This is a genomic window from Ruegeria sp. BE1 (assembly GCF_056538885.1).
On the sequence record NZ_JBQFTY010000001.1, the window covers coordinates 495,135 to 510,008 of the forward strand.

The following is a 14,874-nucleotide window of genomic DNA, read 5'->3' on the forward strand; positions in this document are numbered from 1 at the left end:
CATCACCTCAGGCCAGAGTGGCCCTGAGACTGATTCGTTTTGCTATACATCCAATATCGTTCCTGCAGCGCTGCCAAACGGGGACACGCATAAGCAACTTGACCATCCGGTGAAATGCCGAAAGGGTCGCGCCAAGTGAAAAAGCCCCGGAGCAGACATGGCCAAGACGCCCCCGCCCTTTGCCCCATTTGAATGGAAGATCGCCTGGCGATACCTGCGTGCGCGCCGGGCTGAGGGCGGCGTAAGCGTCATGACATGGATTTCCCTGATCGGAATCACGCTGGCCGTTTTTGCTTTGATCGCGACTCTGGCCGTTCGGTCCGGATTTCGGGCGGAGTTTGTCGGCACCATTCTGGGTGCAAATGCCCATGTCACGGTCTACTCAGCGGGCAATTTCGACGCGCAGGGCAGGCTGGACCGTACGATCGAGGATTATGATGCGGTTGCCGACCGTATCGCACAGGTCTCCGGCGTGCAGCGGGCCGCGCCTTTGGTCAAGGGGCAAGTGCTGATCACCAATCGTGACCGCAGCAGCGGGGTTGAGGTGTTCGGCATCCAGCCCGACGATTTGTTGGACCTGCCGGGCGTCGCCCAAAGCGATCAGGCGGTGGGCGATCTGTCCGAGTTCCAGAATGAGGAATTTGTGATCGCCATCGGCTCGGGCGTGGCACGCAGCATTGGGGCGACCGTGGGGGATACGGTCAAGCTGACCTCGCCCAACGGGGTGAAGACAGCTTTTGGAACCTCGCCCCGGGTCAGTGCCTACCGCGTGGTCTATGTGTTTTCTGCCGGGCGCTATGACATCGACCGCACCCGCGTCTACATGCCGTTTGAACAAGCGCAGAGCTTTTTCAATCGCGAAGGTGTTGCCGATGAGATTGAGGTGATGGTCGACCGCCCCGAAGACCTGACCCCGATCCTGATCCCGATCCTTGAGGCGGCGGGCGAGCGCAGCCAGATCTGGACATGGCAGGACGCCTCGGGCGGGTTTTTGCGGGCGTTGGAAGTCGAAGACAATGTGATGTTTATCATTCTGTCGATTCTGGTGCTGATCGCGGCAATGAATATCGTCTCGGGGCTGATCATGCTGGTGAAGAACAAGGGGCGCGATATCGGCATTCTGCGTACTATCGGGTTAAGCGAGGGCTCGGTCTTGCGGGTGTTTTTCATCTGCGGCGCATTTACCGGGATCATTGGCACCGCGATGGGGGTGGTTCTGGGATGCCTCTTTGCGATCTATATCGACCCGATTTTCTCGTTCGTGAATTTCGTCATGGGCGGCGGCGTCTGGGACCCATCCATTCGCGGTATCTATGCCCTTCCGGCTGAGTTGCACCTGTCGGATGTCCTGAAGGCGGTGGGCCTGTCGCTGGGCCTGTCTTTCTTTGTCACCTATTTCCCCGCCCGCCGCGCGGCGCGGCTGAACCCGGTTGAGGCGCTGCGCTATGAATGATGTGACGATGCGGCTGAACGGTCTGACCAAGACTTATCTCAAGGGTACACCGGGCGAGGTGCAGGTGTTACGCGGTGCCGATCTGGAGATGCGCGCGGGCGAGGCGGTGGCGCTGGTAGCCCCATCCGGGGCGGGCAAATCGACCCTGCTGCATATCGCGGGGCTGTTGGATACGCCGGATTCAGGGATGGTCGAGATTGCCGGGCAAGACGTCACCGGCAAGGGGGACCGGACCCGCACAGCCCTCCGGCGGCAGGATGTGGGCTTTGTCTATCAGTTCCACCATCTGCTGCCCGAGTTCACGGCGCTTGAGAATATCACCCTGCCGCAACTGGCAAATGGCACGTCTGAGAAGGCGGCGCAGGACAGGGCGATGGAATTGCTGGACCGGGTGGGCGTTGCCGCAAGGGCCGATCACCGCCCTGCGGCGCTGTCGGGGGGGGAACAGCAGCGGGTCGCGTTCTGCCGGGCGTTGGCCAACAAACCTCGGGTGCTATTGGCGGACGAGCCGACGGGCAACCTGGACCCCGAGACCTCGGATCAGGTGTTTGATGCCTTGATGGCTCTGGTGCGGGATGAGGGGCTGTCGGCTCTGATCGCCACGCACAACATGGACCTTGCGGCGCGGATGGATCGAAAACTAAGGCTGGAGAGCGGCATTCTCAGGCCAGTTGAGTGATCGCCACACCCGCTGCCATCACGGCGATGCCGCCTGCGCGTATCCACGTCAGCGGCGTGACCTGAGCGCCGAACAGGCCAAAGTGATCAATGGCGGCGGCGCTTATCAGCTGCCCGATCAGAACAAAGAACACCGCATTGCCGACGCCGAAATGCGGCGCGACATGGGTGATCGACAGCACGTAAAAGGCAATCAGAACGCCGCCCAGCAAAAGATGCTTGGGTGTTTCTGCGATTTTGGGCAGGGCCCCAAACCCCGGAAACAGCACCATCACGGCCGCGGATGAGGCAAAAGCAATGGCAAACAGAACCACCGCAGCGGTGGTCGGCGATCCGATCAATTTACCCAAAGCCGCGTTGAGGGCGGCCAGAATGGGGACGCCGATCCCGGCTGCCAGCATGATGGCTGCATATTGTGTCATCGCCCGTATCCTCCGGCTGCGTTGATCTGGATCATTGCGGCAAGCCCGTCCTTGAGCAAGCCTGTAAATGCCAATCGTGACAGGAGGATGCGATGAGCAGAGCGATACGAAGTGCAGTTTCAATTGGTGTGCTGGCGTTGGCGTCGCACGCGGCAGCCCAGAACGTGGAAACCGGGGCCGAGTTGTATCAGCATTATTGCGCGACGTGTCACGGGATCGACGCAACCGGGCACGGGCCAATGGCCGGGGTGCTGGTCATCCAGCCTGTCGACCTGACCAAACTGTCGGGTGAAGACGGGGTATTCCCCACAGCCCGCGTCGTGGCGCGGATCGACGGGCGGGACCCGCTGGTCAGCCATGGCAGCCCGATGCCGGTCTATGGGCCGTATTTCGACGGGCAGGATACGTCGATGAAAACGCCCCAAGGGCAGCCAATCCTGACCAGTCAGCCCATCGTGGATCTGGTCGCCTATCTTGAGACGCTGCAGAGCCAGTAGGTTTTAGCGACAAATTCCGTCGATCTTAGCCTCGCTCCACGGCAGCAGGATGCTCTGGTTGCGCGGTTGATCGGGCAGGGCTGCCAGATCGAAATGCGCGCCCAGCATGTCATGCAGGCGTTGGGTGCGGGGGGCTTGCGGGTCCAGTGCGCGGCAGCAGACATATTCTTCGACAATCGCGCCCTGCTGTTCGAATCCATAGGCCAGAAAATCGGGCGAGGTTTCCAGATCGAACAGATACGGGTCATCGCTGCCGCCGTGTTCGGCTGCGGCGCGCAGGGGGTGATAGCCCGTCGTCTCTCGGTTCTGCCATTGCCAAACATGCGTCAACTCATGCGCCAGCAGCATGGCCGCGATCAGGTTCATCTGATCGGGGAAATCCGTCATGTAGTCCTCAAGATACCAGTCGCGCGTGAAATAGACCTTGTTGAACAGGGCCACGGCGGCCGGTTTTGCGGTGACGACCCCTTCTTTGGGTGGGGGCAGGATACGCTCGCGGCAGGCCAGACGGGGCCGTTCCTGACGGTAGAATGTGATGGGTACAACAGGGGCCCCTTCGACCAGACGCACACGATCCAGGTTCAGAGTGTCGCCCTGTATCTGGCTTGCAAAGGCGCGTTCCTGATCGGTCAGGGGGCGACCGCAGGACGACAGAAGCAACAAGGCCATCATGAAAATGCGCAATGCCATGGTCAAAGCCTAGTTCGAAGTCTCTGTTTCGCAACCGGCTTTCACAGGCTCATCGCCAGGACGCGGCTGATTTCCGTCAAGGACCGACCGGATTGATCCATCCAGGTGTTGAACGCCTCTTGCACGGCGGTCATCGCCTTTTTCGATGTGGGGGCCTTGTCAACCACGCCCTCGGCAATCAGGCGGGCGGTGACGTCGCGCGACAGGATAAAGCTGTCCCGCCCGGCAAAGCGCATCGCATATTGGGCCGAGGCCCCGCCCAGCCGTGATCCGCGTTTGCCCAGCATCGTCAGCAGGCCGATGAAGTCGGTTGAAGGCCAGCCGCCCAATATCTGGCCGACGCCGCCCTCTTGCCGCAGTTCCAGAAGAAAGGCGGCATTGTCCCGCACTGCGGCGATCTTGGTGCCATTGCGCACAATGCGTGTATCCTGCAGCAGCGCGTCGAATTTCTCATCATCCATAAAGGCGCAGCGCCCGATGTCGAACCCGTCAAAGGCGGCCTCGAACCCGTCCCATTTGTTTTCGATGACCTTCCAGTTGAACCCGGCCTGAAACACGGTCTTTGTGATGATCGACAACCAGCGGTCCTCGGGCAGGGCGGCCAGTTCCTCAGCCGATTTCGGGCGTTCAAGCTTTGCGTTCAAAGCGTCCGCACCGCCATGGCGATCGGCGGCCATTGCAAAGATCTGGTCGAAATGGGTCATGGCTGCTCCTTTGGGGGGCAGCGTTACCTTTGCGCCGTGCGGTTGCAAGCCTTGGCGCGATCAAAATGGCGGGATTTGGGGCGGTGGCCATCCACTTGATTTCGGACAAAGACGGGCGGCCTTGGCAGGCCTATACCCGTGCCAACAAAGTCGGAGACTACAATGCTGGGCTGGAGCCTTTTTCTTGCCGCGCTGATCACATTCCTGCTGACCCACGCCATACCCGCACAACCCGCCCTGCGCGGGCGATTGATCGGGGTAATGGGGCGCAAGACCTATTTCGCGGCTTATTCGGCCCTGTCCCTTTTGGTTCTGGGGTGGCTGGTCGTGGCTGCAGCGGACGCCCCTTATGTTGAGGTTATCCCTCCGTTTGCGGTCCTGCGCTGGATTCCAGTATTGGTGATGCCGGCTGTGTGCTGGTTGGCCGTCTGCGGGATGTCGATTCAGAACCCGTTTTCCTTTGGCGGTCTTGGGCACCGCGCCTTTGATCCCGAAAATCCCGGCATCCTTAGGGTGACACGCCATCCTTTGCTGGTGGCCCTTATGCTGTGGGCGCTGGCGCATCTGCTGGCCAATGGCAGCCTGTCCCATGTCATCCTGTTCGGCCTATTCGCCGGGTTTGCCGTGTTTGGTATGGCCCTGATCGACCGCCGCAAGATGCGCGAGATGGGCCCGGAATGGCATCGCCTGTCCCGCAACACGGCGCGGCTGTCGCTGCGGGCACCGCGCCCTTGGCCCAGCCTGTGGACCGTATTGATTTCTCTTGCCGCTTTTGCGGTTCTGCTTCACCTGCACGTATCTGTGATCGGCCAGTCCCCCTTGCCCTGAGGCAGGGGAGTGGCGGGACAGGGCCATGCGTGCTATCTGAATTGTTGGACTTTAAATACGAGGGTCTCTGAATGTATCTGGCCTATGTTACCACTACCGATCGCGGCGCAACCGACCGGCTGCTCAGCGCGGTTGCCGAACATCTGTTGAACAAGGGCGCCCATCTGGCCGGTGTGGTCCAAACCAACACCGAATGCGCCGACAGCAGCAAATGCGACATGGATGTTCGCGTCTTGCCGGACGGAGAGACCATCCGCATCTCGCAATCCCTGGGCGAACATTCCCGCGGGTGCCGTCTGGACCCGGCCGCGTTGGAACAGGCTGTGGGCTATGTCACGTCCTCGCTTGAAGATGCGCCGCAGCTTCTGATCATCAACAAGTTCGGTAAGCACGAAGCCGACGGGCGCGGGTTTCGCCCGGTGATCGCCGAGGCACTCGCGCAGGATATTCCGGTGCTTGTGGGCGTGAACGGTCTGAACATGGAGAAGTTTCAGGAATTCACTGGCGGTGCCGCCGAAGAGGTTGCCTCGAACCTCGACGCCATTACCACGTGGCTGGACCGCGTGACTGCGCAGCGGGCAGCGGCATAAAATGGGTTTCGTAGGGTAACGCCCTGAAAACCTGACTTGTTTCAGCGTGGATGTGCTGCAATCCTCTGCCCTCAGAGGAGGCAGCACATGTGGACGAACTGGGCCGGAACCCAAAGGGCCGAGACGCCGATTGCACAACCGGGGTCGCTGATCGAAGTGCAACAGGCCATCGCTGGGGCGCAAAGCCTGCGGGTTGTGGGCGCGGGGCATTCCTTCACTCCGATTGTGGCTGGTGCGAACCAGATACTGGACCTGTCGCGCTTGGACATTCCGGTATTGGGCGCGCGGGATGGTGATCGTATCTGGGTCAATGCAAATGCGCGATTGCGCGATCTTTCCCCGGCGCTGGCGGGGCAGGGGCTGGCCTTTCGCAATCTCGGTGACATCAACGCGCAGTCGCTGGCCGGGGCCGCGTCAACCGCAACGCATGGGACAGGGCGCGGGTTGCCCTGTTTGTCTGCCGAGATCACAGCGGCAAAACTGGTAACAGCAGGTGGGGAAATCCTGACCACCGATGACATCCCGCTTGAAATGGCGCAGGTCACGCTGGGGATGCTGGGGGTGCTGACCGAGGTGCAAGTCTTGACCGTGCCCAAATACAATCTGCGCCGAAAGGTGCGGCTGGCCGATCTGAAGGACAGCCTGGCCAATATGCATCAGCACTGGGCCGACAATCGAAACTTTGAGTTCTTCTACATTCCCTTCACCGGCAAGGCTGTTGAAATCCGTCACAGCCTGTCCGACGCGTCAGAAGGCAAGGCCCCGCGCGATCTGGACATGGTCGCCGTCAAGGTCCTGAAGCTTGCGCGCAATGCGGGCAGGATCAGCGGCGGGCTGCGCAAGATGCTGCTGAGCCTCCTGACCATGGCCCAATCGGATGAGGATTACGTGGGCGAAAGCTGGCGGGTCCTGTGCAGCGACCGGCACATTCGGTTCAACGAGATGGAGTATCACCTGCCGCCCGACACCGCCCATGACGTGCTACAAGAGGTCATGACCCGTCTGCATCGTAATCACCAGGACATCTATTTCCCCATCGAAATCCGCCAGACAGCGGGCGATAGCGCATGCCTTTCGCCGTTTCAGGGCGGGCCCCGCATATCGGTTGCCATCCATACCGATGCGGCAGAGGATCATCGCCGGTATTTCGACGCGCTGGAGCCGGTGTTTCTTGAGGCGGGCGGACGCCCGCATTGGGGTAAAATGCACAGTCTGACCCACAAAGAATTGTCCGTGCTTTACCCGGATTTTGACCGGTTCTGCGCGCTGCGGGAACAGCTTGATCCGGCGGGCAAATTCCTGACCCCGGACCTTGCCAGAGTGTTTCAGCCGTGACGGAATACTTGCGATCCCTGTCTGAGACATTGCGTCAATATGGGGTGGACCAGCCCGTTGTCGTGATCGATCTGGATCGGCTGGACGCCAATTGCGACCTCGCTGCGCGTAGCTCGGACAGCGGGTTGCAGCGCCGTCTGGTGGCAAAATCCTTGCCCTGCCTGCCGCTGCTGGATCACATCCGCGAGCGGATGGAGACATCGGGGTTGATGAGCTTTTCCGGGCGGATGCTGACGGCCTTGCTGCAGGCCGAACCTAAGACGGATCACCTGATTGGCAAGCCGCTGCCCGTCAGAACTGCGGCGAGGGTCTTGTCCGATTGCCCCGATGCGGCGGCGCGGGTTCAGTGGTTGATCGACGGCCCAGAGCGGCTGCGGGACTACCTTGCACTGGCTGCCGAGCGGCAATCGGCCCTACGCCTGTCGCTGGAGGTTGATGTCGGCCTGCATCGCGGCGGGTTCCAGCCAGATCAGGTTGCCGCGATCGCGCAAGAGGTTGAGGCGAATGCCAATGCCCGTCTGTCCGGCATGATGGGATATGAGGTGCATCTGGCCAAATTGCCCGGCCCCTTACGAAACCGGGCGGCCCGGAAGACGGCAGAAGCGTTTCGTCGCGCGGCTGCCAGTCTGCCCGACGGGTTGTGCCTGAATACCGGCGGCAGCCTGACGTTTCAGTCCATCACCGCAACCGACGGCGCCACCGAAATCGCCTTTGGCTCGGTGCTGGTCAAGCCATCCGATTTTGACCACGCCACAACAGAGGCGTTCCAGCCCGCGGCGTTTATCGCGACGCCAATTCTCAAGACGATGCCGGGAAACCTGTTGCCCGGATTTGATTTTCTGCCGCGCTCAAAAACAGATATCGCGGTTTTCGGCGGTCATTTTCTGGCCAATCCGGTTTTTCCGACCGGATTCCGCTATTCCCTGGTCTTTGGGCGTTCCAGCAATCAAGAAGTCTGGACGGGCCCCCGATCGGCACCGGTGTTGCCCGGCGATGTCGCGTTGTTGCGCCCAACCCAAAGCGAGGCGGTTCTGAACCAATTTGGTCTCGTGCTGGCCGTGCGCGGAAAACAAGTGATCGCAGAATGGGAGTGTCTGCCGAGTTAACGACCCATCACCATCTATTTTCCTGTTAGGAAGATGGTGGGCGACCCTGGAATCGAACCAGGCGTGCGTCTCCGCGAGGGAGTTACAGTCCCCTGCCACACCTTGCGGCCTGTCGCCCACTGTCAGGCGTTGCACCTGACGTGGAGGCGTGATTACTAGCGCCTTAAAGGAGCGTCAACAGGAAAATACCGCTTTGACGCAGGAAACCGAATTCCCGGCCCGGAGGCCCAAGAAATGAAGAAACCCAAGTGGGTCGTTGAAAAAGAACAGGCGCGCAAAGCGGCTGCATCGGAAACCGTTTGGCTGTTCGGTCTGCACGCCGTGCGCGATGCGCTGATGAACCCCAGCCGCCGTAAACTGCGCCTGATCGTGACGCGAAATGCCCGCGATAAGCTGAGCGAAGCCATTGAATTCGCGGGGATTGAGGCCGAAATGGTCGATCCGCGCAAATTCTCTGCCCCCATTGATCCGGGATCGGTTCATCAGGGCGCTGCGCTTGAGGTCAAGCCGCTGGATTGGGGCGGGCTGGCCGAGAACTGTATCGGCCGCGAACATCCCCGCGTGATTCTGCTGGATCGCGTGACGGACCCGCATAACGTGGGGGCGATTCTGCGCTCGGCCGAGGTGCTGGGTGCCAGTGCGGTGATCGGAACGCGGCACCATTCCGCGCCGGAAACCGGGGCGCTGGCCAAAACGGCCAGTGGTGCATTGGAACGGCAACCTTATCTGCGCGTGCGCAATCTGGCCGATGCCATTGTCGAATTGCAGGGCATGGGGTTTCTCGTTCTGGGTCTGGATGGTGAGGCCGAAGATACCATCGAATCGGCCTTGGGTGGAAAGCTGGACCAGCCTGTCGCGCTGGTTTTGGGGGCCGAAGGGCCTGGTTTGCGGCAAAAAACCAAGGAAACTGTCGATCAATTGGTGAAAATTGACGCGGCAGGTGGATTTGGGTCGCTCAACGTCTCAAATGCTGCCGCAATTGCCCTATATGCTTCCAGGCACCGTTAGACAGGAGAGATCCATTCCCGGCCCGTCCAAAATCGTCACCTGCTGCTATTGCGGAACCCGCGCCGCGCTGGTCCTGAAGGGACAGCAGCGCCACGAGCTTAGCTGTTCAAGCTGCGGCGCGCCGCTGCATGACCTGAAAATGATGCCGAAACGCAAAATGGAAGATCAAAAATCCATGCGTCAGGCGCAAAAATCAGGCCAGCAGAACAAGTCCAAGAAGAAAAAGAAGAAAAAAACAATGTTCTCGCGAGTTTTCGACGAAGCCTGGGACGTGATCGAGGATATCTTCGACTAAAGCCAATTTATTCAGGCACAACTCATCACAACCGCGTTAATTGGGGTTTCAGAGTCATTAATAAATTGCATCTTGATACCCTGGTTTTCTAGGTACGACTCGATGCGAATGAACCGACGTTTTCTTTTGGGCGCTGTAACCGCCGCGATGTTTGCCCCTGCTGCGTTTGCGCAGGAACAGTCCGTTTTTTACAAGACGAACGGTGCTGCTTTGGGCGGCTATGATGTCGTCACGTATTTTGACGGTGGTGTACCGATCCGCGGCAGCGCCGAGTATTCGGTGATGTGGAAAGGGGCCGAGTGGCATTTTGCCTCGGCCGAAAATCGCGACGCGTTTGAAATGAACCCGCGCGCGTATGCGCCTCAATTTGGCGGATATTGTGCCTATGCCATGGCGCAGGGTGAATTGGTCAGCACGGATCCGACCTTGTGGCAGGTGATCGACGGGCGTTTGTACCTGACGCACTCCCCCGCGATTGAGAAGATGTGGCAGCAGGCCACCGCCGAATACATCCGTCTGGCCGAGAGCCATTGGCCGGTTATCCTGTTTGAGTGATCGGCTGACTTCCGCTTTTCGTGATCTGTCATCACAAAAATGCGCACCCCCTCTTTTTTTCTCTCAACTTATGCCTAAATGTCACAGTGACCGCGGAACGGAACTGCCGCGGGTCATTTCACTGTCCCTCGTTCCAACAACTGGCGCTCAGGTTCGACCTGAGCGCTTTTTTCTTTTCCGCACTGCGCTTAGGGTAAGGGCATGACCGAATACACGGACGTATTTCTGAAAGATGTTCTGAAGCGCACCCAGGTTGTGGCCGTTGTGGGGGTGTCGATGAACCCCGTCAGGCCCAGCTATTACGTGGCGCGGTATCTGTCGCTGAAGGGATACACGGTCATCCCCGTCAATCCGGGGCATGCGGGAACCCAGCTGTTTGGCCAGACCGTGCAGGCGTCGTTGTCCGAAATCACGGAACCTGTGGACATGGTGGACATCTTTCGCCGCAGCGAAGCCGTGCCGCCCATTGTTGATGAGGCATTGGCCGCGTTCCCAAAGCTGCAGACCATCTGGATGCAGATCGGCGTCGAACACCCCGAGGCGGCGGCCAAAGCGCAGGCGCGCGGGGTGGATGTGATCATGAACCGGTGTCCCAAGATCGAATATCAGCGCCTGTTCGGTGAATTGCGCATGGGCGGTTTTGCCACCGGCGTGATCTCGTCCAAGATCTGAGGGTCAGCCGCCGGTATAGGGCAGCAGCTCTCCGTATTGTTCGACCTGTCGTTTCTGCAGGACAACCTCGCGCGGGACCCAGTCGTATCGGGTATCGTCTGCCAAGGGTGACCAGAACAGCACTCCGCCGTAACGCCAGGGGTCCAGCACCACGCCGTCATACATCGTTTCACCTTTGCGGCTGATGATGGCCGTGCTGTGATCGATGCGAAACGGGTTATCCGCATTGGCGATGGCCCTGTGCATCTCCAGCGTTTGGAACTGTTCCTGATCCAGACGACGTTCGATGTCTTCGGCCCAATGCCAACACAGCCCGCGCGGGCGCAGGCCGTTGTTGACCTTTGCATTGTGTATCAGCGGCGGGTCGGTGATCTGATACTCCTGCACCAGTTGCGCTGTGTAGGAATAGGCGATCTGCGCCGCACGGTTCGCTTCTTCGGGATCGATATCGGGGCCAAGGTTGCGGATTTCGGTCGCCAACCGCTGCACCGCGCCCCCGTCTGATGGGGGAGGGGGCGCGCATGCGCCAAGTGTCACAAGGGCCAGAACGGCCAAAGCTCTGATCATTCGACGGGCCTTAAATCGCAAAACCTTGGCCGCGATCATAAAGGCATGGGGCAGGGCGAGGGAAGTGCGCCTTACCCTTTGGGTCGCGCCGCCTTTTCGGCAATCCCGCTGAGGCCCTGACGCCGCGCCAGTTCCGCCAGCACGTCGTCCAGTGTCACGTCCCGCGCCGCCAGCATGACCAACAGGTGATAGAGCACATCCGCCGCTTCAGCCGTCAGCCCGGCTTTGTCGTCTTTTACGGCCTCAATGATGGCTTCAACGGCCTCTTCCCCGAACTTTTCGGCGCATTTCTCGGGGCCTTTGGCCAACAGCTTGGCTGTCCAGCTGGATTCGGGGTCCGCGTCTTTGCGGGCTTGGATCGTTGCGGCCAGATCGTGCAGAATGCTCATGTCAGCCTCATGGGGATGCCCGCTGCGGCCATATGTTCCTTGGCCTCGCGGATGGTGTATTCGCCGAAGTGAAAGATCGAGGCTGCCAACACCGCGCTTGCGCCGCCTTCGGTGACGCCTTCGACCAGATGGTCCAGATTGCCGACGCCGCCCGAGGCGATCACGGGTACGTCCACCGCATCGGAAATCGCGCGGGTCAGGGGCAGATTAAAGCCCGCTTTGGTGCCGTCACGGTCCATCGAGGTCAGCAAAATCTCGCCCGCGCCTTTGGCGACGACGGTTTTGGCAAACTCGACTGCGTCAATGCCGGTGGGCTTGCGGCCACCATGGGTGAAAATCTCCCATTTGCCGGGGCTGACGGTTTTGGCGTCGATGGCGCAGACGATGCACTGGCTGCCAAACTGATCGGCGGCCTCAGCGATCACGTCGGGGTTCGCAACAGCGGCCGAGTTAAAGCTGACCTTGTCCGCCCCCGCCAGCAGCAGGGCGCGTACGTCATCCTTGGTGCGCACACCGCCGCCCACGGTCAGCGGTACAAAACACTGTTCCGCCGTGCGCTGCACCACGTCGAACATGGTGCCCCGGTTTTCATGGGTGGCATGAATGTCGAGAAAACAGATCTCATCCGCGCCCGCCTCATCATAGGCTTTGGCCGATTCCACCGGGTCCCCTGCATCACGCAGGCCGACGAAGTTCACACCCTTGACCACGCGGCCATCGGCGACATCCAGACAGGGAATGATGCGGGTTTTCAGCATGGCGACATCCTCTATTGCCGCACCTCTAACGGCAAATTCGCGCCGATGCCAGAGGTGAACGGATCGGCTGACCGGGTACAGAAACGCTAGTTTTTCGCAAGCATCCGCAGGGCAGACAACAGATTTGCTTTATCGTCCGTCCAGGGCACCTGTCCGTCCGAGGCAAGCGGTTGCCAACGCCCGGTGTCTGTGAATGTGCCAATGCGGGTTCCATCGCGGCTGAGGATGGCAACAAGCGAACTTGCCGCCCCGTCGGCTTCTGCATCTTTATCGACCTTGCCCCATCTGAGCGCTGCGTTCAGGCCAAGTGTCTCTGCGGCGCGGGCCAGTTGCGGCGACAGATCATAGTATTTGTTCGAGATGTGAAAGACTAACAGTCCATCCGGCTTCAATTGGTTGACGTAGGTGTCAATTGCCTCAAGCGTGATCAGATGCAGCGGAATCGCGTCCGAGCTGTAGGCGTCCAGAACAAGGATGTCGAAGTCGAATTTCTGATGCTCGAGCACGATCCGTGCGTCGCCCAGATGCGTCTTTGAATCAGATGCGCATTCGGACATGAAGGTAAACAGGCTTGGATCGCGGGCAATCTGATCAACAGTTTCATCGATTTCAAAATAGTCCCACTGCTGATGTGGTTGCCGATAGCACGCCATGCCACCGATCCCCAATCCGACGACACCAACCTTATCGACGCTTTGGCCGAATTCTGAGGTCATGACTTCGGCAATCGGCCCGTCCGGGTGATAATAGGACGATCCGACTTGGCTGAGCACCGTATCAGTAATTCTTTGCCAGCCGTGTATTGTGGTTCCGTTTTGATAAACGCGAAATCCGTCGCGCTCGAAAACAGCGTGGGTGCCAAAAAAACTGCGATCACGAAACATTACTCCGGTTTGCGGAAGCAGCGTGGGCACCAAGAAAACAGCAAGAGCGGTCGCAATGCGGGTTGGCGTGTTTCGAAAGACCAGCAATACGGTTGCGATCAGAAGGGTGGTCATTACCGTCGGCAGCGTGTTGGCGTCTGTGGCATTGCCTTCATTCAGTTTCACGATGCCGAAAACCAGCGGTATCGCGACAATTATGCTGATCGGTGCCTGGCGCAGGTTGAACCGGCCTTCCTTGATAAGAAACAATCCGCCGGCGGCAAGAAGCGTCAAGGCAAACTCAAGCTCTCTGTCGAGAAGGACGGGCGCGATGATCGAGTTGAACAGGCCACCGCAGGCCCCGCCAATGGACAGGGCAAGGTAAAACACCGTCAGCTGCTCGGCCGGTGGGCGCATTTCATAGAGCAAGCGGTGCGCAAACATCGCAACCAGATACAAAAGCGGGACATAGACCAGCATCGCGGCGATGGGCAGCTGCCCGCTGCCCAATCTGAACAGCAGGGCCGCTCCAATGGCCATCGCAAAAAGAACAGGTATTTTGAGGCTGTCCAACGTATCAGCCCGTCGCTTGGAAAAGGCCAGAATGAAGGTCAGCAGATATGTCGCTAGCGGGACAACCCAAATCAGCGGAATAGCCCCCAGATCGATGCTCAGCTTGGTCGTCGTGGCCAGCATCAAGGACGAGGGTACAAAGGCTATGAAAACCCAGGTCGCAATTGTCTTTGCGCTCAGGATTGTGCCTGTGCGACGAGGGCGTGCGGCTACGCTGGTATCCGTCGGGCCACGCAATGCGATCAGGCCGCTGACAGCCAGAAGTCCACCGAAACCCACAAATCCGATGGACCAGAACAGGCTTGTTTCCTGCCCGCCGAAAAAGGGATCGGCGATCAATGGAAAAGCCAACAATGCCATGAGCGACCCAACATTGCTGGCGGCATAGAGAAAATAAGGATCATCTGCCGATGGCCCGCCAGACCGTGAATACCATGCCTGTAGCAGCGGCGCGTTTGCGGACAAAACTCCAAAGGGCACCCCGACCCCAACTGCAAACAAGATCAAGGTTTGCAACGCGATCGACTGGCCGGGGTCAAAGCGCCAACCCGCTTGCGTTGCCAAAGGCAGAAAACTGAGGGCAACCAGCCAAAGCGCCAAATGCGTCACGATCTGCCAGCGCAGCGGAAGCCAGCGGGTCAACATATGCGCATAGAGATAGCCAAGGATCAGCACGAGTTGGAAGAACAACATCGCCGTGGTCCAAACCGCCGGTGTGCCACCGATCTTGGGCAGCACGAGCTTGGCAAACAGAGGCTGGACAAAAAACAGCAGGCTGGCGCTGACAAAAATCGTTGCGCAAAAGCTAAGAACCGGAGCGTATCTGCGCCAACTTGCAGTGGGTTGAGAGGTGTTTGAAAGGGACACAGAGAGACTCCAAAAAGATGTGCG

Annotated in this window: 18 protein-coding genes and 1 tRNA gene; 11 read left to right on the top strand and 8 right to left on the bottom strand. The window is 59.5% G+C overall.

Going from position 1 to position 14,874, the window contains the following annotated elements; genetic code table 11:
* The first annotated feature begins 157 nt into the window (after positions 1–157).
* A complete protein-coding gene (locus tag ACR0J5_RS02465; protein ID WP_480650267.1) occupies positions 158–1,453 on the top strand; it encodes a lipoprotein-releasing ABC transporter permease subunit in 1,296 nt (431 codons plus the stop codon).
* Positions 1,446–2,132 (top strand): ABC transporter ATP-binding protein, encoded by a 687-nt coding sequence (locus tag ACR0J5_RS02470; RefSeq protein ID WP_480650268.1) that lies wholly within the window; start codon positions 1,446–1,448, stop codon positions 2,130–2,132. The genes ACR0J5_RS02465 and ACR0J5_RS02470 overlap by 8 nt, the downstream gene beginning before the upstream one ends.
* Here ACR0J5_RS02470 and ACR0J5_RS02475 read toward each other — a convergent pair.
* Positions 2,116–2,553, bottom strand: a complete 438-nt coding sequence (locus ACR0J5_RS02475; protein WP_480650269.1) for a DMT family transporter — start codon at positions 2,551–2,553, stop codon at positions 2,116–2,118. The genes ACR0J5_RS02470 and ACR0J5_RS02475 overlap by 17 nt on opposite strands.
* 92 nt (positions 2,554–2,645) lie before the next feature.
* Between ACR0J5_RS02475 and ACR0J5_RS02480 the strand changes: the two genes are divergently transcribed.
* A complete protein-coding gene (locus ACR0J5_RS02480) occupies positions 2,646–3,050 on the top strand; it encodes a c-type cytochrome (RefSeq protein WP_480650270.1) in 405 nt (134 codons plus the stop codon).
* A gap of 3 nt (positions 3,051–3,053) precedes the next feature.
* Here the strand turns inward: ACR0J5_RS02480 and ACR0J5_RS02485 are convergent, their stop codons facing one another.
* Together ACR0J5_RS02485 and ACR0J5_RS02490 are read right to left on the bottom strand one after the other, a co-directional pair.
* Positions 3,054–3,740: a hypothetical protein gene (locus ACR0J5_RS02485; protein ID WP_480650271.1), complete on the bottom strand. Its 687-nt coding sequence runs from the start codon at positions 3,738–3,740 to the stop codon at positions 3,054–3,056.
* Between the two features lie 41 nt (positions 3,741–3,781).
* Positions 3,782–4,444, bottom strand: a complete 663-nt coding sequence (locus tag ACR0J5_RS02490; RefSeq protein ID WP_480650272.1) for a DNA-3-methyladenine glycosylase I — start codon at positions 4,442–4,444, stop codon at positions 3,782–3,784.
* Between the two features lie 162 nt (positions 4,445–4,606).
* Here ACR0J5_RS02490 and ACR0J5_RS02495 point away from each other — a divergent pair, with 162 nt between their 5' ends.
* The 4 genes from ACR0J5_RS02495 (at position 4,607) to ACR0J5_RS02510 (ending at position 8,303) form a co-directional block, all read left to right on the top strand.
* Complete coding sequence (locus ACR0J5_RS02495) at positions 4,607–5,272, top strand: NnrU family protein (RefSeq protein ID WP_480650273.1); 666 nt, start codon at positions 4,607–4,609, stop codon at positions 5,270–5,272.
* A gap of 71 nt (positions 5,273–5,343) precedes the next feature.
* Complete coding sequence (locus tag ACR0J5_RS02500; protein ID WP_480650274.1) at positions 5,344–5,862, top strand: DUF2478 domain-containing protein; 519 nt, start codon at positions 5,344–5,346, stop codon at positions 5,860–5,862.
* Positions 5,863–5,949: 87 nt separating this feature from the next.
* A complete protein-coding gene (locus ACR0J5_RS02505) occupies positions 5,950–7,197 on the top strand; it encodes a D-arabinono-1,4-lactone oxidase (RefSeq protein WP_480650275.1) in 1,248 nt (415 codons plus the stop codon).
* The gene (locus ACR0J5_RS02510; protein WP_480650276.1) at positions 7,194–8,303 is read left to right on the top strand and encodes an alanine racemase; all 1,110 of its coding nucleotides are present in this window, start codon (positions 7,194–7,196) and stop codon (positions 8,301–8,303) included. The genes ACR0J5_RS02505 and ACR0J5_RS02510 overlap by 4 nt, the downstream gene beginning before the upstream one ends.
* 34 nt (positions 8,304–8,337) lie before the next feature.
* Here ACR0J5_RS02510 and ACR0J5_RS02515 read toward each other — a convergent pair.
* Positions 8,338–8,421: transfer RNA gene (locus ACR0J5_RS02515), tRNA-Tyr, on the bottom strand.
* A 116-nt stretch (positions 8,422–8,537) separates the two neighbouring features.
* Here ACR0J5_RS02515 and rlmB point away from each other — a divergent pair.
* The 4 genes from rlmB to ACR0J5_RS02535 all read left to right on the top strand — a co-directional run bounded on the left by rlmB (position 8,538) and on the right by ACR0J5_RS02535 (position 10,833).
* Positions 8,538–9,311: a 23S rRNA (guanosine(2251)-2'-O)-methyltransferase RlmB gene (gene rlmB, locus ACR0J5_RS02520; protein ID WP_480650277.1), complete on the top strand. Its 774-nt coding sequence runs from the start codon at positions 8,538–8,540 to the stop codon at positions 9,309–9,311.
* Positions 9,292–9,606: a hypothetical protein gene (locus tag ACR0J5_RS02525; RefSeq protein ID WP_480651425.1), complete on the top strand. Its 315-nt coding sequence runs from the start codon at positions 9,292–9,294 to the stop codon at positions 9,604–9,606. Before rlmB ends, ACR0J5_RS02525 begins: the two co-directional genes overlap by 20 nt.
* Positions 9,607–9,714: 108 nt before the next feature.
* Positions 9,715–10,161 carry a YHS domain-containing (seleno)protein gene (locus ACR0J5_RS02530; protein WP_480650278.1) on the top strand — a complete coding sequence of 149 codons (447 nt, stop codon included), beginning with the start codon at positions 9,715–9,717 and terminating at the stop codon, positions 10,159–10,161.
* A 201-nt stretch (positions 10,162–10,362) separates the two neighbouring features.
* Positions 10,363–10,833: a CoA-binding protein gene (locus ACR0J5_RS02535; protein WP_480650279.1), complete on the top strand. Its 471-nt coding sequence runs from the start codon at positions 10,363–10,365 to the stop codon at positions 10,831–10,833.
* A 3-nt stretch (positions 10,834–10,836) separates the two neighbouring features.
* Here ACR0J5_RS02535 and ACR0J5_RS02540 read toward each other — a convergent pair whose 3' ends face one another.
* The 4 genes from ACR0J5_RS02540 to ACR0J5_RS02555 all read right to left on the bottom strand — a co-directional run bounded on the left by ACR0J5_RS02540 (position 10,837) and on the right by ACR0J5_RS02555 (position 14,850).
* Positions 10,837–11,400, bottom strand: coding sequence for a hypothetical protein (locus tag ACR0J5_RS02540; RefSeq protein ID WP_480650280.1), 564 nt, complete (start codon positions 11,398–11,400; stop codon positions 10,837–10,839).
* Between the two features lie 71 nt (positions 11,401–11,471).
* A complete protein-coding gene (locus ACR0J5_RS02545) occupies positions 11,472–11,789 on the bottom strand; it encodes a phosphoribosyl-ATP diphosphatase (protein ID WP_480650281.1) in 318 nt (105 codons plus the stop codon).
* A complete protein-coding gene (gene hisF, locus ACR0J5_RS02550) occupies positions 11,786–12,547 on the bottom strand; it encodes an imidazole glycerol phosphate synthase subunit HisF (RefSeq protein ID WP_170331703.1) in 762 nt (253 codons plus the stop codon). Before hisF ends, ACR0J5_RS02545 begins: the two co-directional genes overlap by 4 nt.
* An 86-nt stretch (positions 12,548–12,633) precedes the next feature.
* Complete coding sequence (locus ACR0J5_RS02555) at positions 12,634–14,850, bottom strand: transporter (RefSeq protein ID WP_480650282.1); 2,217 nt, start codon at positions 14,848–14,850, stop codon at positions 12,634–12,636.
* Positions 14,851–14,874: the final 24 nt, after the last annotated feature.